At 39.3% G+C, this 26,069-nt stretch carries 21 protein-coding genes, 8 tRNA genes and 3 rRNA genes; 26 read left to right on the forward strand and 6 right to left on the reverse strand.

The annotated features are described in order from the left end of the window. Positions 1-361: 361 nt before the first annotated feature. From HHU08_RS00915 to HHU08_RS00925, 3 genes are all read left to right on the forward strand, one after another. A complete protein-coding gene (locus tag HHU08_RS00915; RefSeq protein ID WP_016204589.1) occupies positions 362-802 on the forward strand; it encodes a DUF2521 family protein in 441 nt (146 codons plus the stop codon). A 121-nt stretch (positions 803-923) separates the two neighbouring features. Continuing rightward, complete coding sequence (gene cwlD / locus HHU08_RS00920) at positions 924-1,643, forward strand: N-acetylmuramoyl-L-alanine amidase CwlD (protein ID WP_084668768.1); 720 nt, start codon at positions 924-926, stop codon at positions 1,641-1,643. Between the two features lie 146 nt (positions 1,644-1,789). Continuing rightward, complete coding sequence (locus HHU08_RS00925) at positions 1,790-2,845, forward strand: P-loop NTPase (protein WP_016204591.1); 1,056 nt, start codon at positions 1,790-1,792, stop codon at positions 2,843-2,845. A gap of 61 nt (positions 2,846-2,906) precedes the next feature. On the opposite strand, the gene gerD is transcribed toward HHU08_RS00925, so the two are convergent. Next, on the reverse strand, positions 2,907-3,476 hold the full coding sequence (gerD, locus tag HHU08_RS00930) for a spore germination lipoprotein GerD (RefSeq protein ID WP_016204592.1): 570 nt from the start codon (positions 3,474-3,476) through the stop codon (positions 2,907-2,909). 205 nt (positions 3,477-3,681) lie between these two features. After that, a complete protein-coding gene (pdaB, locus tag HHU08_RS00935; protein WP_169189586.1) occupies positions 3,682-4,431 on the reverse strand; it encodes a polysaccharide deacetylase family sporulation protein PdaB in 750 nt (249 codons plus the stop codon). Positions 4,432-4,572: 141 nt separating this feature from the next. Between pdaB and HHU08_RS00940 the strand changes: the two genes are divergently transcribed. The 13 genes from HHU08_RS00940 (at position 4,573) to rocF (ending at position 12,331) form a co-directional block, all read left to right on the forward strand. Beyond that, positions 4,573-4,806 carry a hypothetical protein gene (locus HHU08_RS00940; RefSeq protein ID WP_016204594.1) on the forward strand — a complete coding sequence of 78 codons (234 nt, stop codon included), beginning with the start codon at positions 4,573-4,575 and terminating at the stop codon, positions 4,804-4,806. 274 nt (positions 4,807-5,080) lie between these two features. Continuing rightward, a 16S ribosomal RNA gene (locus HHU08_RS00945) occupies positions 5,081-6,630 on the forward strand. Positions 6,631-7,108: 478 nt separating this feature from the next. Continuing rightward, positions 7,109-10,046: ribosomal RNA gene (locus HHU08_RS00950) — 23S ribosomal RNA — on the forward strand. A 271-nt stretch (positions 10,047-10,317) separates the two neighbouring features. After that, positions 10,318-10,434, forward strand: a 5S ribosomal RNA gene (gene rrf, locus HHU08_RS00955). Together the 16S, 23S and 5S rRNA genes with 8 tRNA genes alongside form the textbook arrangement of a ribosomal RNA operon. 11 nt (positions 10,435-10,445) lie before the next feature. After that, a tRNA-Asn gene (locus HHU08_RS00960) sits at positions 10,446-10,520 on the forward strand. Positions 10,521-10,548: 28 nt separating this feature from the next. Continuing rightward, positions 10,549-10,621 (forward strand) — tRNA-Thr (locus HHU08_RS00965). A gap of 17 nt (positions 10,622-10,638) precedes the next feature. Next, a tRNA-Glu gene (locus HHU08_RS00970) sits at positions 10,639-10,713 on the forward strand. A gap of 4 nt (positions 10,714-10,717) precedes the next feature. Then, positions 10,718-10,793: transfer RNA gene (locus HHU08_RS00975), tRNA-Val, on the forward strand. Between the two features lie 28 nt (positions 10,794-10,821). Beyond that, a tRNA-Thr gene (locus HHU08_RS00980) sits at positions 10,822-10,897 on the forward strand. Between the two features lie 29 nt (positions 10,898-10,926). After that, positions 10,927-11,010: transfer RNA gene (locus tag HHU08_RS00985), tRNA-Tyr, on the forward strand. Positions 11,011-11,054: 44 nt separating this feature from the next. Beyond that, positions 11,055-11,129: transfer RNA gene (locus HHU08_RS00990), tRNA-Gln, on the forward strand. A gap of 2 nt (positions 11,130-11,131) precedes the next feature. After that, positions 11,132-11,204: transfer RNA gene (locus HHU08_RS00995), tRNA-Lys, on the forward strand. Between the two features lie 230 nt (positions 11,205-11,434). Next, complete coding sequence (gene rocF, locus HHU08_RS01000) at positions 11,435-12,331, forward strand: arginase (RefSeq protein ID WP_016201460.1); 897 nt, start codon at positions 11,435-11,437, stop codon at positions 12,329-12,331. 106 nt (positions 12,332-12,437) lie between these two features. Here rocF and HHU08_RS01005 read toward each other — a convergent pair whose 3' ends face one another. Together HHU08_RS01005 and HHU08_RS01010 are read right to left on the reverse strand one after the other, a co-directional pair. Then, entirely contained in the window at positions 12,438-12,605 is a 168-nt protein-coding gene (locus HHU08_RS01005; RefSeq protein WP_016201459.1) for an aspartyl-phosphate phosphatase Spo0E family protein, read from the reverse strand. Positions 12,606-12,919: 314 nt separating this feature from the next. Then, on the reverse strand, positions 12,920-14,275 hold the full coding sequence (locus tag HHU08_RS01010; protein ID WP_169187604.1) for a transposase: 1,356 nt from the start codon (positions 14,273-14,275) through the stop codon (positions 12,920-12,922). A 216-nt stretch (positions 14,276-14,491) separates the two neighbouring features. Here HHU08_RS01010 and sigW point away from each other — a divergent pair, with 216 nt between their 5' ends. The 9 genes from sigW to glmS all read left to right on the forward strand — a co-directional run bounded on the left by sigW (position 14,492) and on the right by glmS (position 23,691). Continuing rightward, positions 14,492-15,055, forward strand: coding sequence for an RNA polymerase sigma factor SigW (sigW, locus tag HHU08_RS01015; protein WP_016201458.1), 564 nt, complete (start codon positions 14,492-14,494; stop codon positions 15,053-15,055). 19 nt (positions 15,056-15,074) lie between these two features. Continuing rightward, on the forward strand, positions 15,075-15,725 hold the full coding sequence (locus tag HHU08_RS01020; RefSeq protein ID WP_224428560.1) for an anti-sigma factor family protein: 651 nt from the start codon (positions 15,075-15,077) through the stop codon (positions 15,723-15,725). 339 nt (positions 15,726-16,064) lie between these two features. Then, on the forward strand, positions 16,065-17,402 hold the full coding sequence (locus HHU08_RS01025) for an ISLre2 family transposase (RefSeq protein WP_169187606.1): 1,338 nt from the start codon (positions 16,065-16,067) through the stop codon (positions 17,400-17,402). 300 nt (positions 17,403-17,702) lie between these two features. Next, positions 17,703-18,527 (forward strand): diadenylate cyclase CdaA, encoded by an 825-nt coding sequence (gene cdaA / locus HHU08_RS01030; protein ID WP_101729171.1) that lies wholly within the window; start codon positions 17,703-17,705, stop codon positions 18,525-18,527. Further along, positions 18,520-19,683 carry a CdaR family protein gene (locus tag HHU08_RS01035; protein WP_169187607.1) on the forward strand — a complete coding sequence of 388 codons (1,164 nt, stop codon included), beginning with the start codon at positions 18,520-18,522 and terminating at the stop codon, positions 19,681-19,683. Before cdaA ends, HHU08_RS01035 begins: the two co-directional genes overlap by 8 nt. Before the next feature lie 5 nt (positions 19,684-19,688). Then, positions 19,689-19,841: a hypothetical protein gene (locus tag HHU08_RS01040; RefSeq protein WP_169187608.1), complete on the forward strand. Its 153-nt coding sequence runs from the start codon at positions 19,689-19,691 to the stop codon at positions 19,839-19,841. Between the two features lie 42 nt (positions 19,842-19,883). Further along, complete coding sequence (gene glmM, locus HHU08_RS01045) at positions 19,884-21,236, forward strand: phosphoglucosamine mutase (RefSeq protein ID WP_016201453.1); 1,353 nt, start codon at positions 19,884-19,886, stop codon at positions 21,234-21,236. A gap of 314 nt (positions 21,237-21,550) precedes the next feature. Then, positions 21,551-21,796 (forward strand): hypothetical protein, encoded by a 246-nt coding sequence (locus HHU08_RS01050; protein WP_169187609.1) that lies wholly within the window; start codon positions 21,551-21,553, stop codon positions 21,794-21,796. A gap of 92 nt (positions 21,797-21,888) precedes the next feature. Next, positions 21,889-23,691, forward strand: coding sequence for a glutamine--fructose-6-phosphate transaminase (isomerizing) (gene glmS, locus HHU08_RS01055; protein WP_101729169.1), 1,803 nt, complete (start codon positions 21,889-21,891; stop codon positions 23,689-23,691). A gap of 904 nt (positions 23,692-24,595) precedes the next feature. On the opposite strand, the gene HHU08_RS01065 is transcribed toward glmS, so the two are convergent. After that, on the reverse strand, positions 24,596-25,264 hold the full coding sequence (locus HHU08_RS01065) for a GGDEF domain-containing protein (RefSeq protein WP_062686431.1): 669 nt from the start codon (positions 25,262-25,264) through the stop codon (positions 24,596-24,598). Positions 25,265-25,491: 227 nt separating this feature from the next. Between HHU08_RS01065 and HHU08_RS01070 the strand changes: the two genes are divergently transcribed. Further along, on the forward strand, positions 25,492-25,707 hold the full coding sequence (locus tag HHU08_RS01070) for a hypothetical protein (RefSeq protein ID WP_062686430.1): 216 nt from the start codon (positions 25,492-25,494) through the stop codon (positions 25,705-25,707). Positions 25,708-25,782: 75 nt separating this feature from the next. Here the strand turns inward: HHU08_RS01070 and HHU08_RS01075 are convergent, their stop codons facing one another. Next, positions 25,783-26,007 carry a DUF2188 domain-containing protein gene (locus tag HHU08_RS01075; protein ID WP_062686429.1) on the reverse strand — a complete coding sequence of 75 codons (225 nt, stop codon included), beginning with the start codon at positions 26,005-26,007 and terminating at the stop codon, positions 25,783-25,785. Between the last annotated feature and the right edge of the window lie 62 nt (positions 26,008-26,069).

Below are 26,069 nucleotides of genomic sequence, written 5' to 3' on the forward strand. Positions count from 1 at the left end.
TATTCTAATACTATAGAGTTAAAGCCTTTTTACGTTAAACGATACCTTTTTTCACTATGTAAATATGTAGAATATGTAAGGAGTGTGTATTTCTGTCCGTGGACTTAAAAGAAAGTATCTGAAACAATTGAACAAACGACCTTAATTGATATTCTGGCATTAGATGCTAGTGGATTTTAACATTGTACAATAAACGAATGTATGGCATACAAGTAGAAGATTATTTGGCGAGCAATTCAGATGAAAATGGAAAGAAAGTACTGAAATAGCAACTATTCTTTCAATTGGATGCTAAAACTTTTGTTAGGCTAGTATGCTCACTTCCTGTTGGTTGAAAAATAAAGGCAAGAGGTGAAATCAATTGGCAGTCATTACAAGCTTTGATATAAAAAAACGAGAAAAACAAATAAAATACGAAAGAGCTGTTCTTAAGGAGATATCCCTTAAAGAGTTAAAAGAAAAGGTAGCTAACTACTTTGGTTCCTCTAACCTTACTTCTGGTGTGTTAATGAATACAGGGATTGAAGAAGCCTGTTATGATGTAGCAGTAGAAGCATTTCTATTAGGAGCGAATTATAGTAAATTTAGTGAGTATGGAGAAGATACCCAAGCAATCAAAAATAGATGTAGGGAAGAAGATACACATTTTAAAGAAACACTTTACCATTTTCTTCTTTATTGGGGTAGTGAGGAAAGTAATAAAAATGAATCCCTGTACTATTTATGTGAACAGTTTGTTGATGAATGGTGGTTGGAAGGTTTTACGAAAGCGAATAAGAGAAGAAAGCTTCGACTACATTAAAGATGGCATAAAGTTGCCATCTTTTTGTTGTTTTCTGAAAGAAGGACTTGCTGTTCTAAATTTTCTTGTTCCCCCATATAGTAAGAATATAAGGACGGGCATAGGGGGAATGAGAAAGACTGTGAGTAAAAAATGGAAAATAAGCATATATATCATGGGATTAGCACTCCTTTTCTTTATTTTGCAATTTGATTTTTCGAATGATGATTCATGGGATGCCTGGAATTTGCCGTTAACCGGAAAAGTGATCATTATTGATCCTGGTCATGGTGGGCCTGATGGAGGAGCGGGAGATAATGAGGTATTGGAAAAGGATATCGCACTAAATGTATCTTTGAAGATACGTGATTATTTGCAGGAGCAAGGCGCCTTAGTTATTATGACAAGAGAAGTCGATAAGGACTTAGCAAGTGAAAGTACAAAAGGGTATCGCAATAGAAAAGTGGAAGATTTGAAGGAAAGAATAAACATCATCAATAAATCGGATGCGGATTTATTCTTGAGTATTCATTTAAATGCCATTCCTTCATCAAAATGGAGCGGAGCGCAAACTTTTTATTCCTCTCAACTGGAGGGAAATGCTAGAGCTGCTAAGTTTATTCAAGATGAACTAATTTATAACTTAGAGAATACTACCCGAAAGGCGAAACCCCTAGAGAGTGTATACATACTTAAATATGCGGAGAAGCCGGGAGTGCTAGTGGAAGTAGGATTCTTATCAAATCCACCAGAAAAGGCAAATCTTATGAATGAAGATTATCAGGAAAAAATAGCAGCGTCCATATATAAAGGAGTTAACCGCTTTTTTACGAATGAAGAGGAATTAAAAGTAGAAGAATAGAGACTAGCCATGTCTCTATTTTTATTTTAGCCACTTATTTATTCCCGGGAAATAAACAAGTGGCTGTTCCGTTTGAATCTTCAGAATGTAAACGATAACTATTTTTGTGCTATACTGTTAGTAAAAACAGGAAAGGGGATTGCGTCATGATAACAAAAGAAGAAATCGAGAAGATAGTGGAGAATATGATCGATCCTTTTTTACATAAATCATTGCTTGAACTAGGGGCAGTGAAAGATGTTAAGTGGAATGCAGAAAAAGGACTTGCGAGTTTAAAGATTGCTGTGGCAAAGCTTGGATCTGCCTATCAAATAGAGTTGCAAAATCAAATTGTTAGTGCACTGAAAGACAAGGGAGTAAAAAGTGTAGGGTTAAGATTTACAGAACTATCTAGTACGCTTGTAGAAGAAATAGTAAACGAAACAGAATCAAGAGAGAAGATTCCTATTTACATTGCTATCGCTAGCGGAAAAGGTGGAGTGGGGAAATCGACTGTTTCTGTAAACTTAGCTGTGTCTTTAGCGAGATTAGGAAAAAAAGTCGGTTTATTGGATGCGGACATCTATGGTTTCAGTGTACCAGATATGATGGGCATTACGAAAAGACCTGAAGTGATAAATGAGCGAATTATCCCTGTAGAAAGATTTGGCGTGAAAGTTATCTCGATGGGATTCTTTGTTGAAGATAACACCCCAATTATCTGGAGAGGCCCTATGCTTGGGAAAATGCTGACAAGCTTCATGGAAGAAGTAGAATGGGGAGAGCTTGATTATCTCCTATTAGATTTACCGCCAGGAACAGGAGACGTTGCCTTAGATGTGCACTCCATGCTTCCTACAAGTAAGGAAATTATCGTCACAACACCACATCCAACTGCAGCCTTTGTTGCAGCCCGTGCTGGTGCTATGGCATTAAGAACAGAACATGAAATATTAGGTGTTATTGAAAATATGTCTTATTTTGAAAGCCGCTTAACTGGAGAAAAGGAATATGTATTCGGAAAAGGTGGAGGAAAGAAATTAGCAAAGGATTTAGAAGTTCCGATGCTAGGAGAGCTGCCATTAGGACAGCCTGATTGGAATGAAGAAGATTTTGCCCCTTCTGTGTACCAAGAAACACATCATATTGGGGAAAGATATAGAGCAATCGCTGAACAAATAGTAGAAGTTCTAGAGAAAACGGGCGATAAGGTAGAAAGCTAATCGATTCAATAAAGAGTTACCTTCTTAAGCAAATTAATTTCCTTAAGAAGGTAATTCTTTTTTATATGTTATTCTTTTCTGATTGCAATGGGAAAGAGGCTTCTTTTGCAGCTTTATCGAGTATGTCTTTAAACTTGGATTTGAATTCAGGTGTTTCCATTGTCTCCTGAAGAATTTGTTCAATATGCTCTCTGTATTCTGTACTTTTCAAAATGTTTTTCATTTCCGTTTCTAATGACGGGTCTTGCAAAAGCTCGACCATCATTTTTCGGTAACCCGGATCTTTCATTAAATCTTTTATCAATTTTTCGTTTTCCGATTTCATGCTTTTTGCCATTGTTTCAGCAAACTCAGGATCTTTGAATTTTTTTTCCCAGAAGTCAGCTGCCTTGTCGGATACAAGTGTTTTTTCTATGGTACTTGTTACTGCCTTTTCATTCATAACTAAATTTTGTTTTATCTCTTCGTCATCCATTACTTCACGTATTGCCTTTTTTCCCTCATCGGTTTTTAATATATCCACAACCATTTTCTTCGTTTGATCATAGTCTGTTTGCTGAGCGTTTTCACTTTCAGAACACCCGCTTAATAAAGAAATGACTAGTAGGAGGCTGATCCCTTTTTTTAGCATGATAATTACCTCTTTCATTAAAGATATCTATTAAGTAGAATGGATTCTTTTTGAATTTTTATTCCTATTGAAAGAGAAAAGATAAACGGTGTATAAAAAGAAAAAGAGCTGTTCCTAAGAAATAATGAACCGATCTTTAGTATTGCTATCTAAATTAAGATAGTTAGCTTTAATCGGTTTATTATTTTGGCAACAGCTTTATAAATTAATGTACTTCTTTAGATTTAGAATCAGCATTTGAAATCATCTCTGATACGGTAACGAACTTTAGGTTCTTTTTCTGTAATTTCTCTATGATCTCAGGAAGAGCCTTTACTGTTTGTTTAGCGGAATCAGAAGCATGTAACAAAACAATGTCTCCTTTTTTGGCGGAAGTTGCTTTTTTAATAATTTGTTGTGAACCAGGATTTGTCCAATCCTTTGAGTCAATGCTCCAATGTACTAACGTATAATGATATTGATCCGTAATAGTTAAAGCAGATTGGTTGAAATGGCCAGTTGGAGCTCGAGCAAGCAAAATATTATCGACTTTTAATTTCTCAAACGCAGTTTTTGCTTTGGATACATCTTGACTTATTTTTTCGTCTTTTACCTCAGAATAATCAACATAATCATAGCCCAAAATGCCAATTTCATGACCTTCTTTTGATATTCTGCTTACTAACTCAGGATGCCTCTCTGCCCATGCTCCAGCCAAGAAAAATGTTGCGTTTACTTTCTCTTCTTTCAAAATATCAAGAATAGGTTCCGCGTTTTTGTCGCCCCACCCAATATTAAAGGTAAGAGCAACTCCTTTCTCCCCCTTATATACAGCCTTTGGTCCATCTTTAGAAGAGAATACAGGAATTTGCACAATGTTTTCCACATACAAAAACCAGGCTGTAAAGAAAGATACTACAACAATTAATGCAAATTGCTTTAAGGATTTACTGTTAAGAACATAAAAAAAATTCATCATTGTCACCTCGTCCACTTTACTGCTCGTCTCATTTTTATGAAGGAAAGTAAAAAATAATGACAAAAACTTTTATAAAAACAGAAAAACTAGTACATAATACAGAGACCAAAATATGGATGTGCAGCAGGAGGAATAACGATGATTGGATTATTATTAAATAAAAAAGAAGTAAAGGAGATTGAATACCTAATAAAAAGGGAATTAGATGAAATACTATTAGATCTAGGAGATAAGAGAATTGATCTTGCGGTAAAAAAGGCAATGGTTGAAAGGTATAAGGATTTATTTTCGTTGTTAAAAAGAGTCGCATCTCCTAAGGATTGTTTAGCTTATATCCTTACAGAAAATAAGATGATAAATGAAAAAATATAAAATATGAAAAAACTGTTGACGGATGATAGTTATCTTGGTATATTAGTAAACGTCACTTCGACATGAGAGAAAACAGCGGAAAAGAAAATAAAAAATGTTGTTGACTCTTATATGGGAACATGTTAAATTAATAAAGTCGCTTATTGAGCGGCCGACTAATTGCTCTTTGAAAACTGAACAAACAAACGTCAACAATAATCGTTTTATAATAAATATTATAAAACGAAAACAAGTAATACAAAAGCTAGAGTTTAGCAATGAGCTAATCAACTCTTTATTGGAGAGTTTGATCCTGGCTCAGGACGAACGCTGGCGGCGTGCCTAATACATGCAAGTCGAGCGGACTTTAAAAGCTTGCTTTTAAAGTTAGCGGCGGACGGGTGAGTAACACGTGGGCAACCTGCCTGTAAGACTGGGATAACTTCGGGAAACCGGAGCTAATACCGGATAATCCTTTTCCTCTCATGAGGAAAAGCTGAAAGACGGCATCTCGCTGTCACTTACAGATGGGCCCGCGGCGCATTAGCTAGTTGGTGAGGTAACGGCTCACCAAGGCAACGATGCGTAGCCGACCTGAGAGGGTGATCGGCCACACTGGGACTGAGACACGGCCCAGACTCCTACGGGAGGCAGCAGTAGGGAATCTTCCGCAATGGACGAAAGTCTGACGGAGCAACGCCGCGTGAGTGATGAAGGTTTTCGGATCGTAAAGCTCTGTTGTTAGGGAAGAACAAGTACAAGAGTAACTGCTTGTACCTTGACGGTACCTAACCAGAAAGCCACGGCTAACTACGTGCCAGCAGCCGCGGTAATACGTAGGTGGCAAGCGTTGTCCGGAATTATTGGGCGTAAAGCGCGCGCAGGCGGTCCTTTAAGTCTGATGTGAAAGCCCACGGCTCAACCGTGGAGGGTCATTGGAAACTGGGGGACTTGAGTGCAGAAGAGAAGAGTGGAATTCCACGTGTAGCGGTGAAATGCGTAGAGATGTGGAGGAACACCAGTGGCGAAGGCGACTCTTTGGTCTGTAACTGACGCTGAGGCGCGAAAGCGTGGGGAGCAAACAGGATTAGATACCCTGGTAGTCCACGCCGTAAACGATGAGTGCTAAGTGTTAGAGGGTTTCCGCCCTTTAGTGCTGCAGCAAACGCATTAAGCACTCCGCCTGGGGAGTACGGCCGCAAGGCTGAAACTCAAAGGAATTGACGGGGGCCCGCACAAGCGGTGGAGCATGTGGTTTAATTCGAAGCAACGCGAAGAACCTTACCAGGTCTTGACATCCTCTGACACTCCTAGAGATAGGACGTTCCCCTTCGGGGGACAGAGTGACAGGTGGTGCATGGTTGTCGTCAGCTCGTGTCGTGAGATGTTGGGTTAAGTCCCGCAACGAGCGCAACCCTTGATCTTAGTTGCCAGCATTAAGTTGGGCACTCTAAGGTGACTGCCGGTGACAAACCGGAGGAAGGTGGGGATGACGTCAAATCATCATGCCCCTTATGACCTGGGCTACACACGTGCTACAATGGATGGTACAAAGGGCAGCAAAACCGCGAGGTCGAGCAAATCCCATAAAACCATTCTCAGTTCGGATTGTAGGCTGCAACTCGCCTACATGAAGCTGGAATCGCTAGTAATCGCGGATCAGCATGCCGCGGTGAATACGTTCCCGGGCCTTGTACACACCGCCCGTCACACCACGAGAGTTTGTAACACCCGAAGTCGGTGGGGTAACCTTTTTGGAGCCAGCCGCCTAAGGTGGGATAGATGATTGGGGTGAAGTCGTAACAAGGTAGCCGTATCGGAAGGTGCGGCTGGATCACCTCCTTTCTAAGGAAAATGGAATTTACATTCCATCATAGATTGTTGACGATTTGTTGTTCAGTTTTGAGGGAGCAATTAATTCCTCAAAACAGTAAGAAGTTTGAGGGTAAAGAGAAACGAGTAGATCAAGGAAGCGCCTGAGTAAGCACCGGAGCGTACGACAGTACGTGAGGAGCAGAGCAAAGAAGCTGACGAAGAGATGCGAAGTTTATCTTTAGCCGAAATTGTTCCTTGAAAACTAGATTATGAATAGTAAAAACAAGAAAGAAACCGAGTAATCGCCATCTTAGATTCTCTATGTTAGAGAATTATTTCTTTGAAAAGTAATCGTATTAAACGAATACCTATTCAAAGAATGGAGGGTAAAGAGAAACGAGCAGGTCAAGGAAGCGACGGAGCGAGCACCGGAGCGTACGACAGTACGTGAGGAGCAGAGTGAAGAAGCTGACGAAGAGATGTGAAGTTTATCTTTAGCCGACAACTAAGTTAAGTTAGAAAGGGCGCACGGTGGATGCCTTGGCACTAGGAGCCGATGAAGGACGGGATTAACACCGATATGCTTTGGGGAGCTGTAAGTAAGCTTTGATCCAGAGATTTCCGAATGGGGGAACCCTCTATCCGTAATGGGATAGAATCTTTACCTGAATACATAGGGTACTGAAGGCAGACCCGGGGAACTGAAACATCTAAGTACCCGGAGGAAGAGAAAGCAAACGCGATTCCCTGAGTAGCGGCGAGCGAAACGGGATTAGCCCAAACCAAGAGGCTTGCCTCTTGGGGTTGTAGGACACTCTATATGGAGTTACAAAGGAACGGGGTAGACGAATCGATCTGGAAAGGTCAGTCGTAGAAGGTAAAAACCCTGTAGTCGAAACTTCGTTCCCTCTTGAGTGTATCCTGAGTACGGCGGGACACGAGAAATCCCGTCGGAAGCAGGGAGGACCATCTCCCAAGGCTAAATACTCCCTAGTGACCGATAGTGAACCAGTACCGTGAGGGAAAGGTGAAAAGCACCCCGGAAGGGGAGTGAAATAGATCCTGAAACCGTGTGCCTACAAGTAGTTAGAGCCCTTTTATGGGTGATAGCGTGCCTTTTGTAGAATGAACCGGCGAGTTACGATTACATGCGAGGTTAAGTTGAAGAGACGGAGCCGCAGCGAAAGCGAGTCTGAATAGGGCGAAATAGTATGTGGTTGTAGACCCGAAACCAGGTGATCTACCCATGTCCAGGGTGAAGTCCAGGTAACACTGGATGGAGGCCCGAACCCACGCACGTTGAAAAGTGCGGGGATGAGGTGTGGGTAGCGGAGAAATTCCAATCGAACTTGGAGATAGCTGGTTCTCTCCGAAATAGCTTTAGGGCTAGCCTCAAGATTGAGAGTATTGGAGGTAGAGCACTGTTTGGACTAGGGGCCCCCATCGGGTTACCGAATTCAGACAAACTCCGAATGCCAAATACTTATTCTTGGGAGTCAGACTACGAGTGATAAGATCCGTGGTCAAGAGGGAAACAGCCCAGACCACCAGCTAAGGTCCCAAAGTATACGTTAAGTGGAAAAGGATGTGGAGTTGCTTAGACAACCAGGATGTTGGCTTAGAAGCAGCCACCATTTAAAGAGTGCGTAATAGCTCACTGGTCGAGTGACTCTGCGCCGAAAATGTACCGGGGCTAAACGTATCACCGAAGCTGTGGATTGACATCTATGATGTCAGTGGTAGGAGAGCGTTCTAAGGGCGTTGAAGCTAGACCGTAAGGACTGGTGGAGCGCTTAGAAGTGAGAATGCCGGTATGAGTAGCGAAAGATGAGTGAGAATCTCATCCACCGAATGCCTAAGGTTTCCTGAGGAAGGCTCGTCCGCTCAGGGTTAGTCGGGACCTAAGCCGAGGCTGAAAAGCGTAGGCGATGGACAACAGGTTGATATTCCTGTACCACCTTTAAATCATTTGAGCAATGGGGGGACGCAGGAGGATAGGGTAAGCGTGCTGTTGGATTAGCACGTCCAAGCAGTTAGGCCGGTAATGAGGCAAATCCCATTACCATATGGCGGAGCTGTGACGGCGAGGGAAATATAGTACCGAAGTTCCTGATTCCACACTGCCAAGAAAAGCCTCTAGCGAGATTTATGGTGCCCGTACCGCAAACCGACACAGGTAGGCGAGGAGAGAATCCTAAGGTGAGCGAGAGAACTCTCGTTAAGGAACTCGGCAAAATGACCCCGTAACTTCGGGAGAAGGGGTGCTCTTTTGGGTGTTAAAGCCCGAGAGAGCCGCAGTGAATAGGCCCAGGCGACTGTTTAGCAAAAACACAGGTCTCTGCGAAGCCGCAAGGCGAAGTATAGGGGCTGACACCTGCCCGGTGCTGGAAGGTTAAGAGGAGGGGTTAGCACGTGTAGTGCGAAGCTCTGAATTGAAGCCCCAGTAAACGGCGGCCGTAACTATAACGGTCCTAAGGTAGCGAAATTCCTTGTCGGGTAAGTTCCGACCCGCACGAAAGGTGTAACGATCTGGGCACTGTCTCAACGAGAGACTCGGTGAAATTATAGTACCTGTGAAGATGCAGGTTACCCGCGACAGGACGGAAAGACCCCGTGGAGCTTTACTGCAGCCTGATATTGAATTTTGGTACAGCTTGTACAGGATAGGTAGGAGCCTTGGAAGCCGGAGCGCCAGCTTCGGTGGAGGCATTGGTGGGATACTACCCTGGCTGTATTGACATTCTAACCCGCACCCCTGATCGGGGTGGGAGACAGTGTCAGGTGGGCAGTTTGACTGGGGCGGTCGCCTCCTAAAAAGTAACGGAGGCGCCCAAAGGTTCCCTCAGAATGGTTGGAAATCATTCGTAGAGTGTAAAGGCACAAGGGAGCTTGACTGCGAGACCTACAAGTCGAGCAGGGACGAAAGTCGGGCTTAGTGATCCGGTGGTTCCGCATGGAAGGGCCATCGCTCAACGGATAAAAGCTACCCCGGGGATAACAGGCTTATCTCCCCCAAGAGTCCACATCGACGGGGAGGTTTGGCACCTCGATGTCGGCTCATCGCATCCTGGGGCTGTAGTCGGTCCCAAGGGTTGGGCTGTTCGCCCATTAAAGCGGTACGCGAGCTGGGTTCAGAACGTCGTGAGACAGTTCGGTCCCTATCCGTCGTGGGCGTAGGAAATTTGAGAGGAGCTGTCCTTAGTACGAGAGGACCGGGATGGACGCACCGCTGGTGTACCAGTTGTCTTGCCAAAGGCATCGCTGGGTAGCTATGTGCGGAAGGGATAAGTGCTGAAAGCATCTAAGCATGAAGCCCCCCTCAAGATGAGATTTCCCATAGCGTAAGCTAGTAAGATCCCTGAAAGATGATCAGGTTGATAGGTCAGAGATGGAAGCGTGGCGACATGTGGAGTTGACTGATACTAATAGATCGAGGACTTAACTAAAAAGAAAAGCGGAAACGCCTGTTTATCGGCGTACAAACTGGAAGAGTTTCGACTGAGATAAAGGAAACACAGTGAACGAGAGTGAACTGATGTTGACTTATCGTAGGGAGGAGATCGGAAGTTTGCTAGGCGATAGGCGTTGGAGCTGGACAATTGATTACTTATTTCTTTCTTTTACTTCATAATCTAGTTTTCAGGGAATAATTTTTTTAAATTATACTTGAAAAAATCTCGAAAACATGTATAATAATATATGTCTTGAGAAAAATAGTCTGGTGGCGATAGCGAGAAGGTCACACCCGTTCCCATACCGAACACGGAAGTTAAGCTTCTCAGCGCCGATGGTAGTTGGGGGATCTCCCCCTGTGAGAGTAGGACGTCGCCAGGCATACCATTTGTTCCGCAGTAGCTCAGTGGTAGAGCATTCGGCTGTTAACCGAACGGTCGTAGGTTCGAGTCCTACCTGCGGAGCCATTATTTTTGTTCATATGTTAGCCAAAGTGCTTCCATAGCTCAGCAGGTAGAGCACTTCCATGGTAAGGAAGAGGTCACCGGTTCGAGCCCGGTTGGAAGCTTAAGAAAAAGAAAATATGGCCCATTGGTCAAGCGGTTAAGACACCGCCCTTTCACGGCGGTAACACGGGTTCGAATCCCGTATGGGTCACCATTATGGAGGATTAGCTCAGCTGGGAGAGCATCTGCCTTACAAGCAGAGGGTCGGCGGTTCGATCCCGTCATCCTCCACCATTAATTTTTAAAAGCATATAGATTTATCGCCGGTTTAGCTCAATTGGTAGAGCAACTGACTTGTAATCAGTAGGTTGGGGGTTCAAGTCCTCTAGCCGGCACCACTTTTTTAATTGTCATTAGTTTGAATATCGGAGGGGTAGCGAAGTGGCTAAACGCGGCGGACTGTAAATCCGCTCCTTCGGGTTCGGCGGTTCGAATCCGTCCCCCTCCACCATTTATCATTGGACAATATTAAGATATATGTCCTTTTTATATTTTTGGGCTATAGCCAAGCGGTAAGGCAACGGACTTTGACTCCGTCACTCGTTGGTTCGAATCCAGCTAGCCCAGCCATCGAGCCATTAGCTCAGTCGGTAGAGCATCTGACTTTTAATCAGAGGGTCGGAGGTTCGAATCCTCCATGGCTCATATTATTTAAACCAAACACTGAAGTGTTTGGTTTTTTGTGTTCTTTTTATTTATTTTCAAAGTATATTTCTACTGGCATACATGTATCCTACGTCTTCTTTTGCTATTTTAATTTCCGAAGTCTTTTTTGAATATTCGCATATATATACATAAAAATGTTGAGTTGAGTCATTGATTTAGAAAAAGGTACAATATAAGGAAATAGAGACAAGAGGATGGGGAGGATTTTTATGAAGAAGCTAACTATTATTGGAATGCCTATGGATCTTGGACAAATGCGTAGAGGTGTAGATATGGGGCCAAGTGCTATACGTTATGCTGGAGTATTTGAAAGACTATCAACGTTATTTTCCTCTATTGAAGATTGGGGCGATATTTCAGTTGGAAGACCAGAAACCATAATAGATGAACAAAGCAATCTGAGAAATCTTCATTTGATAGCAGAAAAAAATCAAAGACTTGCTGAAATGGTAGATAAAATTATTCAATCCAAATCCTTTCCTCTTGTATTAGGTGGAGATCATAGCATAGCAATAGGAACACTAGCTGGTGTTTCTAAGCATTATAAAAATCTAGGGGTCATTTGGTATGATGCACACGGAGATTTAAATACTGCAGAAACCTCTCCATCTGGAAATATTCATGGGATGCCACTTGCTGCTAGTTTGGGATATGGCCATGAACTTTTAACCAATTTATTAGGTACTTCGCCTAAAATTAAACCTGAGCACGTAGTAATAATTGGTGCAAGGTCCTTAGATGAAGGTGAGCGTAAGCTTATAAAGGAATTGGGAATAAAAGTTTTTACGATGCATGAAATTGATCGCTTAGGAATGACAAAAGTAATGGAAGAAACAATTGAATATTTAAAGGATCATACCGATGGAGTCCATTTATCTCTTGATTTGGATGGACTAGATCCCAATGACGCACCGGGTGTTGGCACCCCAGTGCCCGGGGGAATAAGTTACAGAGAAAGTCATTTAGCAATGGAAATGTTAGCAGAATCAGGACTTATTACTTCTGCTGAATTCGTGGAGGTCAATCCGATATTAGATGAAAGAAACAAAACCGCATCGTTAGCAGTAGCATTGATGGGCTCTTTATTTGGGGAAAAATTATTATAAGTTTTAAGAAGGTAACTTTATCCGAAATCTAAAAAGCAGTCATGGATGTGCGCTGCTGTTCATATGATAAGTGGGTTGAGAGTATGGATTAAAGTTACCTTTATTATTATTTAATCGATAATTCGCTACATTTTTTTTCATATTTATTTAATAACAAATCAAGTTTTGTGCTTATGTCAACAACTTGGGGGTGTGAAAAAGAAGTGTTGTTTGCCAAATAGATCATCATTTCACGATGTTCTTCAATGTCTTTTAATAGTTTTCTATCACTCATTTACTTCACCCTCTATATGTTTTTTAATATTTCTTCATTTATATAGCCTCAGTAAATTCAAATGTGCTTGACTTGATTTTAGCATATTATTACTTTTTTTATAACCAATTCTAAAAATTTTAAACATTATGTGGCATTATTTGTTAAAATAAGAATGAGTATCCTAAAAAAGACAGATGTGCATAATAGGGAGATTTTTCACTTCATGTAAGTGGAAATAAATATTTTTTAATACATGAGTCAATTTCATAAGTCTAACTTTTAAAAAATCAAAAACTTGCAGAATTTAATTCCTTTTAATTTTTTTACTTTGATTAAGCAACTTGTTGTTGATTTAACATTTGATTAAGACGGTCTGCAGCTAATTTTGAAGCATTATAAACTAACGTAACGAGGTCAAAATGGACTTTAGCCTTTTTTCCTGTACGATAACGAACATTGTTTAATTGGAAATATCCCTTAAGATAAGCATTCACACGTTCTACCGCCGTGCGTCTTTTGAAGATTTTTTTCCATGTTTGAGATCCACGTGCTGGCGCTGTAAATTTTCTTAAATCTGTAGTGATTTTTACTTTATACACCTTTTGACATAGAGCATCATTGGCTAGTGGACAGTCTTTACATTCGTTTGGACGTGTGTATTTTAGTGTTTCATATTTTACTTCAAAGCTATCATAGCGATAGGAATGTTCACGGACACAAGTAGGAGCGAAATGCTTATCAAAACCAATTGGTTCTGGTTCATTGCGTTTATTATAAGCAATCACAGCTCGATGACCCATTCGATGTATTTGCGTATAAACGGCTTCAAAATCGTAACCAGCGTCCATTGTTTCATAGAGTAAAGAAGAAAGCGATATTCGTTCATGAATTCCTTTTAATAAAGGAATCGCAGCCTTTCCGTCATTCAAGTTGGCCGAAGAAAGAAGGGATTGAAGAATATATTGACTGGATGTTCCAACAGCCAAATGAGCTTTAAATCCATACCAAAAAACGTTTTTTCCTTCACTGTTTTTTTTCACACCCCACTGTGGATCTTGAGGAATTTCAGCTCGAAGGTCGGCTAAAGGAATGTCTAACTGATCTTCGATTTTTTTATCAAAAAGAGGCAGATTGGCTTCCAGTTCCGCCTTTTCAATGAGCCATTTTTCATATTCTTCTTTTGATTTACGCCCACGCTTTTTCGGTTCACTTTTCGGTTGTTCTTCCTTTGGTGGTGCTCCATCTTTTGCGAGAAAGTGTGTAGCGTCAATGGCTACTGTGTCATCGGAAATAAAACCTTCTGAAATCGCTTGATGAAGCAAGGTTCCTTGGACTTTTTCAAGTACATTCGATTCACTGAGGATTGTGACCATTCTGGAATAAGCTGCTTCTGACGGAATAGTATCTGACACTAAAAAGCCACAATCAAGGCGAAAAATCATGTCATTCTGTAATCTTTTCACTAAATCTTTAATAAATGAAATACGCTCTGTGATTCTAGCAACGAGTGAATAAATCATCGCTGCATAGTTCAACTTAACGGGTCTTCCAAAACGTGATTTCTTCGTTACCACAGCGAAGATTGGGTCTATATCAATAGAAGAAAAAATAGCTTCAAAACGTTGGGTAGGTTCTAAATTATATAATTCTTGTAGGTCAAATAGGCTTCCTTGTCGTATAATAGTCATAGGGAGTCTTCCTCCAGTCTTATAAGTTTGTGTGGTGCTTACTTATTTCGACATTTTGGGGAGGTACTCCTTTTTTCGTACATTTGATAGCTTGTGGCTCTAAGGATTTAATTTATGAAATTGATTCACATAATAAAAAAATCTTTAATAAAAAATGAAACCTTTCCTGCTGTCGATTCGTAAATCGATTAGCCGCACTAGAGCGGAGGTAAATAGATGGAAGCATTAGTAAAAAAAAGGATCCAACAAGTTTTAAAAGGGGATAAAAATGCATTTGGTGACATAATCGAACTATATAAAGATAAAGTGTTTCAAATTTGTTATCGGATGCTAGGCAATAGGCATGAGGCAGAGGATATAGCACAAGAAGCTTTTATTCGTGCATATGTTAATATCCATCGATATAATATGGAATATAAGTTTTCGACATGGTTATATCGAATTGCAACAAACCTATGCATTGACCGTATTAGAAAAAGGAAGCCAGATTATTATCTTGATGCAGAGGTTCCAGGGACAGATGGCCTAAATATGTATTCGCAGATTCCATCAGAGGGGAAATTACCTGAGGAAGATGTGGAAAGTATGGAACTACAAGCAATGATACAAAGGGAAATTTCGAAACTTCCTGAAAAGTATCGAGCAGTCATAGTGTTAAAGTATATCGAAGAACTTTCTTTAAACGAGATAAGTGAGATTCTGGAGCTTCCTTTAGGAACAGTGAAAACGCGAATTCATAGGGGAAGAGAAGCGTTGAGAAAACAATTACGGTATGTCTGATAAAGAAGGTGAAATTAATATGTCTTGTTCAACAAAGATTATTTCCTATATGCATCAATATCTTGATGAAGAAATAGAAGAAGAAAGTCTAAAAGAATTGAAGCAGCATTTAGATCAGTGTGAAGAATGTGCAACACATTTTCATGAATTGAAGAAAACCATCGCACTGGTCCAAAGCACTTCTCATATCCATGCGCCAATGGATTTTACAGAGAATATACTTGACAGGTTGCCAGAAGAGCCCAAAAGAGTAAGAGTGAAACGATGGCTACGGCACCACCCTATGCTTGCTGCTGCATCCCTTTTTCTTATCTTAATGGTATCAAGTTTAATGTCAGCATGGAATCAAGATCACCAATTCTCTGTATCAAAGCAGCCCAATATACTAGTGGAAAATAACACAGCTATTGTGCCTGAGGGAGAAACAGTAAAAGGTGATATTATCGTTCGAAATGGTGATATTAAAATAGAAGGACAAGTTGAAGGCAATGTAACAGTAATCAATGGAAAGAAGTATATGGCTTCTGCCAGTCAAGTTACTGGAGAAATAAAAGAAGTGAACGAAGTGTTTGAATGGCTGTGGTATCATATAAAGAAAACTGTAACTGATTTTACAGAGTTATTTAGTAATGACGACATGAAAGATAAAAACAGCCTCCCTGCAATTTAATTATAAATTGCAGGGTTCTTTGTATTTCTAAAGCGATAGGACTTTTATATTACTAGTATCGTAAGTTCATTTCTCTTTCGGGTAAAAATAGGGCTAAATACAATGATGGGACATATACTAATGATATGGACAATCTAGATACTTAGTTATGGTATGAGTAAAATGTTTGTGGGAGATGTTGTACCCTGTTTCTCAATGGATGGGGCGTAGATCCATCCATTGAGAAACAGGTCACCAAACGGAAGTGCGGTAGATGGAAAATAAAATCAAATGAAAAAAGGACTCTCTTCTTGTATAGTAAAGTCTGCGAAAACCACAAATACAAGGAAGAGGAGTCCTATGAAAAAAGATACCATACAATTACCCACATTAAAAGAACTGGAAAAAGATTTATTTGTTATGCTTCAAAAGACATTTGGTGAAGTTCTCACGAAGCAACTCGAAGAAATGGATCAACAGATTGCAGAAAATAGAGATAAAAAGAGATTTTACCTTCAGGATAAGCGAGCCGTAGAGATGGATACTTCATTCGGTTCTATTATCATCAATCGGAATTACTATAGGGACAGGGAAAAGGGTGGATACGTTTATCTCCTTGATCACTATTTAGAGTTTGAGGGGTCAAAAGGTTTCAGTCCCCTAGTTGAAACGATGGCAATGGAAATGGCAGTTCAAGGTACATCCTATCGTCATGCTTCCTCCATGATTGAGAAACTTCTAGGTTACAAAGTAATCAGCCATGAGACTATTCGTCAACACCTTCTACAAACAGAAGTTACTTTCGTCAAGCCGACCGACCAATTGAGGAAAGTGCTCTTTGTAGAAGTAGACGGACTATATGTGAAAAGGCAACGTGGAAAACGACGTGGGCGGGAAGAAAAGATTGCTTCCGTACATGAGGGCTGGATAGTCAACGGGAAACGAACATCCTTAATCGCAAAACGTCACTATGTCCACAAAGGTAAAGAAGCGTTCTGGGAAGGATTTGAGCAGTTCTTAATAGATAATTACAACTACAATCCGAGTGAACATCACCTCGTAATTAATGGGGATGGAGCCCAGTGGATTACGGCTTGTCAGGATCACTATAAGAATGCATTCTTTGTCATCGACCGATTCCATGTAGCTCGTGAGGTTAAAACGCTTTTCAAAGGCCATAAGAGATATAGAGTCATTCGTAAGAAACTGGCTCAATATGATGCGAAAGGATTCCTAGTGGAACTTAATAGTGCAGTTGGTACTCTTGAAAACGAAAAGAAAGAAGAACGGTTAGAAGAGTTCATACAACAGCTGTCAAAATATCCTCAGGCCCTTGGAGATTATCGCGAATGGTTGAAGGAAAAAGACATAGACACAAGCCACTATCGTCCAATGGGAAGTGCGGAAGGAACGATGAGTGTATTCGCTAAACGGCTTAAAAACGGCCGCAGCTGGTGCGATAAAGGAATACAAGCATTTATTGACTTTATGGTTGGTATGAAGGATGAATTAGAAATCAAGACGATTTTAGGACGAATTAACCCTAACGATCAAACCGCTTCTGTTTCTCAGCCAAAATATTATGTGGAAAAGTTAAAGAGTTCAGTCGGAGAGCTAACAAGAAATAATTTATCATATTTAAATCGGCAAAAAGGAAAGCCGATATACCATGCTTTACAAGCCTTACGAGGTTTTTAAAAAATGAAGGAAATGAACAAAAACAAAACTAAATTGTTTAGATAACGCTTTCATTTAGGTGGGAAATATAACTAAATAAGAGGGGAGTTTTTCTATCCAAAAAAAACTCCCACAAAAACTTGACTCAATCTTAGTTATGCTTTTCTTTGTATTAATTTGAATTGTGTTATAATATGATAATTGTAGGTTTTTTTCATTCCATTATTTATTTAATTATTTAATAGGAAGAACCTTTATAGAAAAAGTCATTTTTAAGTAGGCAGTAGTAACTTTTGAAATATACACTTTGGAGGAAGGAAAATGTCGTTTGCAGATTTCCCTTTTTTAAAATATTTAGCGAATACAGTAGACATTATCCTTGTTTGGTATGTCATATATAAAATTATCACAATAATTCGTGGGACGAAGGCTGTCCAGTTATTGAATGGAATATTTGTTATTTTGATTATTAAAATGTTGAGTGACTATTTCCAACTACAAACATTAGGCTGGATGATGCAGCAGGTAATACAGTGGGGGGCATTAGCACTTATTATTATTTTCCAGGGAGAACTAAGAAGAGCTCTCGAGCAGCTGGGACGAGGAAAATTCTTCTCACGCTCAGTAGTTCAAGAACATGAACTTCAGGAACAGTTAGTGGAATCAATTGTAAAAGCAGTAGACTATATGGCTAAACGACGAATTGGAGCTTTAATTACGATTGAAAGAGAGACAGGGATGAGTGATTACATAGAAACAGGTATCGCTCTCGATTCAAAAATATCTGCAGAGCTATTAATTAACATCTTTATTCCGAATACGCCACTACATGATGGAGCTGTCATTATACAAAAAACAAATATTGCTGCAGCCGCATGTTACCTTCCTCTTTCCGAAAGTCCATTTATTTCAAAAGAGCTGGGAACTAGGCATAGAGCAGCATTAGGTATTAGCGAAGTGACGGATAGCTTAACTGTTGTTGTTTCAGAGGAAACAGGGGCTATCTCTATTACAAAGAATGGTGATTTGCATAGAGAATTGAAACTAGATGCTTTTAGAGAAATGTTATCTAGTGCCCTGATAACACCTTCTACCAAACAAACCACGTCAAGTAAGTGGAGCTGGAAGGGGAAGAAAAATGAATAAACTGTTTAATAATGTAATAGGCAAAAATTGGTTTACCAAAGTACTATCTCTCGCATTCGCCCTTTTACTTTTTTCCTATGCATATGATCCCAACGAAAGTTCAACAGATGTGAACGTTCCTGGTGATTCAGAAACAGCTAATTTAGAGGACATTCCGGTAACAGCTTATTACGATACGGAAAATGTTGTTGTAACAGGTATACCGAAAACAGTTACTGTAACGTTAAGAGGGCCAACCGTTCATATACAGCAGGCTAAACTAAAAAAAGACTTTGAGGTATATGTTAATTTAGCAAATGCTGATTTAGGTAGTAAAACTGTTCCACTAGAAATAAAGGATTTATCCGATAAAATAAAAGCGACGATAGATCCTGAAACGATAAAAGTCACAGTGAAGGAAAAGGTTACAAAGGAATTTACTGTGGAAGCAGAATTTAGTAGTAATGCTATTGAGAAAGGCTATTCTGCTGGAACACCAAAGATTGAACCAAAAACAGTGAAGGTTACAGGAGCAAAAGACGAAATTGAAAAAATCGCCTATGTAAAGGCAAATGTTAATTTGAATGAAAATACAAATGAGGCAGTTAGTCAGCAGGCAAAAGTTTCTGTGTTGGATAGTAGTTTAAATAAATTAAATGTGCAAGTGGAACCAGAGACAGTGGAAGTGAATATTCCTGTTAAAAGAACGAGTAAAACAGTACCGATAAATATAGTCGAACAAGGTACATCACCTGCAAATATAAACATTGATTCGATTACGTTAGATAAAAAGGAAGCAACCATTAGTGGACCAGAAGATGTTTTGAAAGAAGTGGAAAGCACAAGGGTTGAAGTGGATTTAAGTACGATTGAAAAAGATGAGGAATTGACGTTACCAGTTATCATATCTAATGGAGTAACGTCTGTCGATCCAGAGCTCGTTAAGGTAACCGTAAAAGTAACTGTTGCACAAGAGGAACAAGAAGAAGAACAGGAAGAGGATCCACAAGAAAATCAGGATTCGGAGGAAACTGCTGCTACAGAAAAAACAGAAACAAGAATGATTAGTAGTATACCAATTAATATTCAAGGTTTAAATAGTAGTCTGAAGCGAGCATTAAGAATCCAAGAAGTAGTAGTACAAGTCTTCGGATTTCTGGAGAACAAAACAGGGTAAGAGAAATGAGTATCTCTGATTTTAATCTCTATATAGATTTAACGGGAATGGATGATGGAGAGCACGAAGTACCTATTAAAGTAAATGGGCCAGCGGATATAGATTGGGAACTTGCCATTGATACAGCAAGTGTGTCTATTACAAATAAAGAGGCTTAACATAAAACGTGATCTATACTAGTTAGAAGGAGCGATATAGAAATGGGTAAATATTTCGGTACGGACGGAGTACGAGGTGTGGCAAATAGTGAACTAACACCAGAAATAGCGTTTAAGCTAGGAAGATATGGTGGTTTTGTCCTAACAAAAGACCACGATAGACCAAAGGTATTAATCGGAAGAGATACTCGTATTTCCGGCCATATGCTGGAAGGAGCGCTTGTAGCAGGATTACTTTCCATTGGTGCAGAAGTAATGCGCTTAGGTGTTATTTCTACACCTGGTGTTTCCTATTTGACAAAGGCACTAGGCGCACAGGCGGGAGTAATGATTTCTGCATCGCATAACCCGGTCGCAGATAACGGAATTAAATTTTTTGGACCAGATGGCTTTAAGCTTTCAGATGAGCAAGAGCTAGAAATAGAAGCACTAATTGATAAAGAAGAAGATACTCTTCCAAGACCAACTGGTGCTGACCTTGGTCAGGTAGATGATTATTTCGAAGGTGGCCAGAAATATCTGCAATTCCTAAAGCAAACAGTAGATGAAGAATTTGCTGGTATTCATATTGCGTTAGATTGTGCACATGGAGCAACATCTTCCTTAGCGATGCATTTATTTGCAGATTTAGATGCGGATATTTCCACAATGGGTGCGTCCCCAAATGGCTTAAATATTAATGATGGGGTAGGTTCAACACATCCAGAAACACTTGCTAAATTTGTTCTAGAAAAAGAAGCAGATGTTGGGTTAGCATTTGATGGTGATGGCGATCGTCTGATAGCTATTGATGAAAATGGTGATATCGTGGATGGCGATCAAATTATGTATATTTGTGCAAAATATTTAAAAGAAACGGGAAGATTGAAAAATAATACGGTTGTATCTACTGTAATGAGTAATTTAGGCTTTTATAAAGCATTAAAGCAACATGAGATTACTAGTATTCCAACTGCTGTTGGTGACCGTTATGTAGTCGAAGAAATGCGTAATAATGGCTATAACCTTGGTGGAGAGCAGTCAGGTCATATTATCTTCCTTGACTTCAATACAACAGGTGACGGACTTTTAACTGGATTGCAATTGGTTAATATCATGAAAGTTACAAAGAAAAAATTATCAGAGCTTGCTGGGGAAATGAAAAAGTTCCCGCAAAAGTTGGTAAATATTAAAGTGACAGATAAATTCCATGTGACAGATAATGAAAAGGTTAAAGAAGTTATTGCAAAAGTGGAACAGGACATGAACGGAAATGGAAGAATTTTAGTTCGTCCTTCTGGAACAGAGCCGCTGGTACGCGTTATGGCTGAGGCTCCAACAGAGGAATTATGTGAAGCCTATGTAAATGTTATTTCAGAAGTAGTTAAGAATGAAATGGGTTTACCAGAAGAGTAAGCTTAAACATAAGGAACTTATACTAATATCTATGCAATTAGGAACAAATATAGCACGATAGAATACATTATTAGGGTGAAGGGCACTTAAGAAATTAAATGCTTTTCACCCTATTATGATTTTATTTTCCGCTTTCGTGTCAGATGGATATCCTACTGCAATTAGAGAAATATAAAATTTACCGTTTTGTCACAGGAATGTATTTGACGAGGGGAATCGAGGTAGGGTATGATTAAATTGCTTTTGGAAAAAAGCCATTATGTGAAAAAGGAGGATAGGAGTGGAAATAGGAAAATGAAGCGCCTGGACTAGTGATGGACGACACGAAACTAGTTGACGAGGAGGAGGTTTATCGATTTTTCGGCGGATGCCTCCCGGTTGTGTTAGCCAATCGTAAGTACTACTTTAAAACATTAAGGCAACTTAATGCACAAAGAGTAGGGTATGCTAATAATATAAGTATTTCTTTTAAGTTGTATCATTTTACATTGTTTCGTTTTTACATGCTTATTCCCGGAGAAAATGGATGGGTAAGTAGGAAATCTAACAATGAAAAGTAATATGATTTATGAAAAAAATAATCAGAGGTAAGGGAGCAAGTTTGTTCCCTAAATAGTGACTTCTTGCTCCCTTAGAACGGAGGAAAAGAAGTATGTGCGGAATTGTTGGTTATATTGGAAACCAGGATGCGAAAGAGATTTTATTAAAAGGTTTAGAAAAACTTGAATATAGAGGCTATGACTCAGCTGGTATTGCTTTAAGCAATGGAGAAGGAGTGCAAGTTTTTAAAGAAAAAGGAAGAATTGCAGATCTTCGTAATATTGTGGACGAAGATGTGTTTGCACCTGCAGGAATTGGTCATACACGCTGGGCAACACATGGTGTACCAAGCAGATTGAACGCTCACCCACATAAAAGTGCTTCAGAACGTTTCACCATTGTTCATAACGGAGTAATTGAGAACTACGACTTACTAAAGAAAGAGTACCTTTCTGACGTTTCGTTAAAAAGTGATACAGATACAGAAGTAGTAGTTCAACTTATTGAACATTTTGTTGAGACAGGAAGCGATGTAAAGGCTGCTTTTGTTCAAACATTAAAATTATTAAAAGGGTCTTATGCTTTTGCTTTATTAGATGAGCAAAACAAAGACATGATATATGTGGCAAAAAATAAAAGTCCACTATTGATTGGTTTAGGCGAAAGCTTCAATGTCGTTGCTAGTGACGCAATGGCTATGCTTCAAGTAACAGATCAATATGTGGAATTAGTAGATAAAGAAATTGTAATCGTGACAAAAGACGCGGTAACCATTGAGACATTAGAGGGAGAAATTATTTCCCGGGAAGCTTATACGGCTGAATTGGATGCTAGTGATATTGAAAAAGGCACATATCCTCATTATATGCTAAAAGAAATTGACGAACAGCCATTAGCTATTCGCAAAATCATTCAAGAATACCAAGATAAAGATGGTAAGTTAAAAATTGATCCGGCTATCGTTGATGCTGTAAACGCAGCAGATCGTCTCTATATTATTGCTGCTGGTACATCATATCATGCTGGTCTTCTTGGAAAGCAATTTATTGAGAAATTAGCAAAAATTCCAGTTGAAGTTCATGTAGCTAGTGAATTTGGCTACAATATGCCGTTGCTTTCAGAAAAACCTTTGTTCATCTTCATTACACAAAGTGGAGAAACAGCAGATAGCCGAGCAGTACTAGTGCAAGTAAAAGAAATGGGCTATCCAACTTTAACAATCACAAATGTGCCAGGCTCTACACTGTCTCGTGAAGCTGACCATACCTTATTATTATATGCAGGTCCGGAAATTGCTGTAGCTTCAACGAAAGCTTATACTTCACAGATGGCTGTATTATCTATTCTTGCAGAAGTGACAGCAAAAAGTAAAGGCTATGAAGTGGATTTTGATCTTATCCATGAACTAGGCATTATTGCCAATGCTATGGAAGTCATTTTTGAAGATAAGGAAGAGCTTGAAGCAATTGCTAAAGAGTATCTTGAAACATCAAGAAACGCTTTCTTTATCGGACGTGGTATTGACTATTATGTTGTACTTGAAGGTGCATTAAAATTAAAAGAAATCTCTTACATCCAAGCAGAAGGTTTTGCAGGTGGAGAATTAAAGCATGGAACAATTGCTTTGATTGAAGATGGAACACCTATTATCGCATTAGCAACACAAGAAAGTGTTAACTTAAGCATACGTGGTAACGTAAAAGAGGTAGTGGCTCGCGGAGCAAACCCATGTATCATTTCCATGAAAGGTCTAGAAATGGAAGACGATCGCTACATCGTACCAGCTGTGCACGATCTGTTAACACCCCTTATCTCTGTAGTACCATTACAATTAATTGCTTACTATGCAGCACTCCATAGAGGCTGTGATGTAGATAAACCTCGTAACTTGGCTAAGAGTGTTACGGTAGAGTGATTTTGGTTGTAATAAAATAAGTTGTTGTCAAATCAAAATAAAGTTTGCAGAATGAGAAAAAAGTCTGCTTAAGAAGAAAAAAGTTTGTAAAAGCCTCGTGATTGTACCCAATATGGGTGTATTCACGGGGTTTTTAATTTAGCGCTGTAATCCTATTGAGGGGTCATTTAAGGTTCCATAATATATGGGTAATGACTGCTGATGTTATAGCAAAAAGAAGTTTTACCCAAGGCAAATAAACTGTTCCCTTGGTTAAATAAGTTGTTCCCTAAAACGAGTGAAAATTGGAGGATAGCCTCCAGTTTTCCTCGTTTTTTTGTGTCCAGAAGCGGAGAAAAAGCCAGTAAAAAGCATGAGAAAGGCATGAATAAAGGCAGGAGGAAACGTCTGATAAAGCCCGATAAATCAACGATTTCAAGATAAAAACCAGAGGAAAAGAGAGAAAAAGGGCAGGAGAAAAAGCAGGAAAAACCCTTAGCCCTGACCCATTTTTATCCCTGTTCCTACGGAACAACTTATTTTCCTAAAAAATCAGGATTCTGACAAAAAATAGGAGAAAAAAGGAGCGAACGGGGGAACAACTCATTTGCCTACAGAAAATGGGAAAATCGGAGAAAGGCAGGAATGACAAGGGTTTGAGAGAAGGGGGGAGGGAAGGTTTCTTTTTTACAACTACATAGAAGGCAGGGTTTATTTGAAATAAAATCTAAAGTGATTCTGAACTCAGTAGGGAAAAAGGGGGAAGGATGGATAATTAGACAAAAAAGTATGGTTAAGACTAAAGGAAAATCAGGTCAAATGCCTGGTCATCCTTCAGTAATTGTTGCGAATGAAATAAATAAACATAAAAATAGAGCATCGGATATGATGCTCGAACATTTATTTTTCAGTTTTTACGCTAACACTATTGCGATTGTAATTTTGTAATTTTTAATGTGCTCTTTGTTTCCTTGCTGTTATACATCTTGTCATCAGCTATCTTTATTAACTCAAACAAATCTTTACTATGGTTTGGATATATAGCCGAACCGATTGAAGCCTTTATAGGCAGGTTTATTTGATAAGCGAGGTTTTTCAGGTGCTCTTCCAGCCTTTGGAGAATAGTTTGCAAATCAGCCTCTTCATTGCAAAGACCAATAACCAAAAATTCATCACCGCCCCATCGAGCAACAATATCACTTTTTCTTGTTGAATCAACAAGTGTTTCACTAATCTTGATTAAGACCATATCGCCATTATGATGTCCGTAAGTGTCATTGATAGCTTTGAAATTATCGCAATCTATTACTAAAACATATAGTTTACTATTTGTACGTTCTGCTATAGAAGTAATCTTTTCATAAGTGTTCATCACAAACCTTCTATTGTAAATACCAGTCAGTTCATCTTTTTCTGAATAAAATCTAACTTTATCAAACTGCTTACCACCCCAATACCCAATCCAAATTAAGAGTGGATATGAATATAAATCAAGCGGTTCTACTTCTCCATCCCGAAAAAAATAGTAGAAAATATAAACTGAGTGTAATAAAAACAAGCCTAAACTTCCAAAAATCCTGCCAGTATATTTCATAGTTAGTCACCTTTTTACAGTCTAATAGTTCTATTTATATATTATCATGTGTTTATGTACAAATGTTATAGCAATATGAAGTTTCTTCTAAGATAGAAATTGGAGTATTCCTCCAGTTTCCTTGTTATTTTGATTTTTCTTTAGAAATATGGTGAATAGAGGAAAGGGAATTGATGTTAAAGTCCCTGCGAAATCTGGTAGTATAGATATAAAAGTGGGTGAGGAAAATGAAAGCTAATGATAAATTGATTAAGGAGATGGAAGCGTTCGATGATGCCTTCCCTAACGGAGTATTTGCAATTCCTCGAAATCCTAATGACCCAAGAATAAAAGTTAGGGCGTTATGGGATTATTGTAAGAAAAAGTGGATTGATATAGAATTTATAAGTGAAGAAGAGCTTAAACAATTCCTTACTAAATCAAATAACTATAAAAATACATAAAGAAACAGGAGGAATGATATTCCCCCCTGTTGTAGCAGTAAAGCGGTTATTGAATTCTTAAGGATTTCATTTCAATTATCCTCTTGGTGGATAAGGGTCGTTTCCGTAACTGTTTCTTTCTCTAATTTGTCCTGTTCTGTTATGAATGAACAGTTCAGATTGCTGGTTTTTTGCAATATCTCTTGCAAATGAAATCGCTTCACGTTGAGTATCAAATACTTTTGTTGCTCTTGAATTTCCTGCACCTTTTACTTGAAATCCACCGCCAGAATGTGGGGTAACATGCTGATTTTTACCCATTTAAACATCACCTCATTATTTGTTATGGTGAGGGAGGCGAACGTAAGTCCTCTTTTATGAAA

Source organism: Niallia alba (genome assembly GCF_012933555.1).
GTDB classification, from domain to species: Bacteria; Bacillota; Bacilli; order Bacillales; family Cytobacillaceae; genus Niallia; species Niallia alba.

What these genes read in the sequence shown, in the direction of transcription:
- glmM (WP_016201453.1), top strand. Translation starts at nt 19,884, where the DNA reads ATGGGTAAATATTTCGGTACGGACGGAGTACGAGGTGTGGCAAATAGT.
- HHU08_RS01070 (WP_062686430.1), top strand. Translation starts at nt 25,492, where the DNA reads ATGAAAGCTAATGATAAATTGATTAAGGAGATGGAAGCGTTCGATGAT.
- rocF (WP_016201460.1), top strand. Translation starts at nt 11,435, where the DNA reads ATGAAGAAGCTAACTATTATTGGAATGCCTATGGATCTTGGACAAATG.
- HHU08_RS01020 (WP_224428560.1), top strand. Translation starts at nt 15,075, where the DNA reads ATGTCTTGTTCAACAAAGATTATTTCCTATATGCATCAATATCTTGAT.
- cdaA (WP_101729171.1), top strand. Translation starts at nt 17,703, where the DNA reads ATGTCGTTTGCAGATTTCCCTTTTTTAAAATATTTAGCGAATACAGTA.
- HHU08_RS01065 (WP_062686431.1), bottom strand. Translation starts at nt 25,264, where the DNA reads ATGAAATATACTGGCAGGATTTTTGGAAGTTTAGGCTTGTTTTTATTA.
- HHU08_RS01005 (WP_016201459.1), bottom strand. Translation starts at nt 12,605, where the DNA reads ATGAGTGATAGAAAACTATTAAAAGACATTGAAGAACATCGTGAAATG.
- HHU08_RS00925 (WP_016204591.1), top strand. Translation starts at nt 1,790, where the DNA reads ATGATAACAAAAGAAGAAATCGAGAAGATAGTGGAGAATATGATCGAT.
- gerD (WP_016204592.1), bottom strand. Translation starts at nt 3,476, where the DNA reads ATGCTAAAAAAAGGGATCAGCCTCCTACTAGTCATTTCTTTATTAAGC.
- glmS (WP_101729169.1), top strand. Translation starts at nt 21,889, where the DNA reads ATGTGCGGAATTGTTGGTTATATTGGAAACCAGGATGCGAAAGAGATT.
- HHU08_RS01025 (WP_169187606.1), top strand. Translation starts at nt 16,065, where the DNA reads ATGAAAAAAGATACCATACAATTACCCACATTAAAAGAACTGGAAAAA.
- HHU08_RS01035 (WP_169187607.1), top strand. Translation starts at nt 18,520, where the DNA reads ATGAATAAACTGTTTAATAATGTAATAGGCAAAAATTGGTTTACCAAA.
- HHU08_RS01050 (WP_169187609.1), top strand. Translation starts at nt 21,551, where the DNA reads ATGGACGACACGAAACTAGTTGACGAGGAGGAGGTTTATCGATTTTTC.
- HHU08_RS01040 (WP_169187608.1), top strand. Translation starts at nt 19,689, where the DNA reads ATGAGTATCTCTGATTTTAATCTCTATATAGATTTAACGGGAATGGAT.
- HHU08_RS01010 (WP_169187604.1), bottom strand. Translation starts at nt 14,275, where the DNA reads ATGACTATTATACGACAAGGAAGCCTATTTGACCTACAAGAATTATAT.
- HHU08_RS01075 (WP_062686429.1), bottom strand. Translation starts at nt 26,007, where the DNA reads ATGGGTAAAAATCAGCATGTTACCCCACATTCTGGCGGTGGATTTCAA.
- pdaB (WP_169189586.1), bottom strand. Translation starts at nt 4,431, where the DNA reads ATGAATTTTTTTTATGTTCTTAACAGTAAATCCTTAAAGCAATTTGCA.
- HHU08_RS00940 (WP_016204594.1), top strand. Translation starts at nt 4,573, where the DNA reads ATGATTGGATTATTATTAAATAAAAAAGAAGTAAAGGAGATTGAATAC.
- sigW (WP_016201458.1), top strand. Translation starts at nt 14,492, where the DNA reads ATGGAAGCATTAGTAAAAAAAAGGATCCAACAAGTTTTAAAAGGGGAT.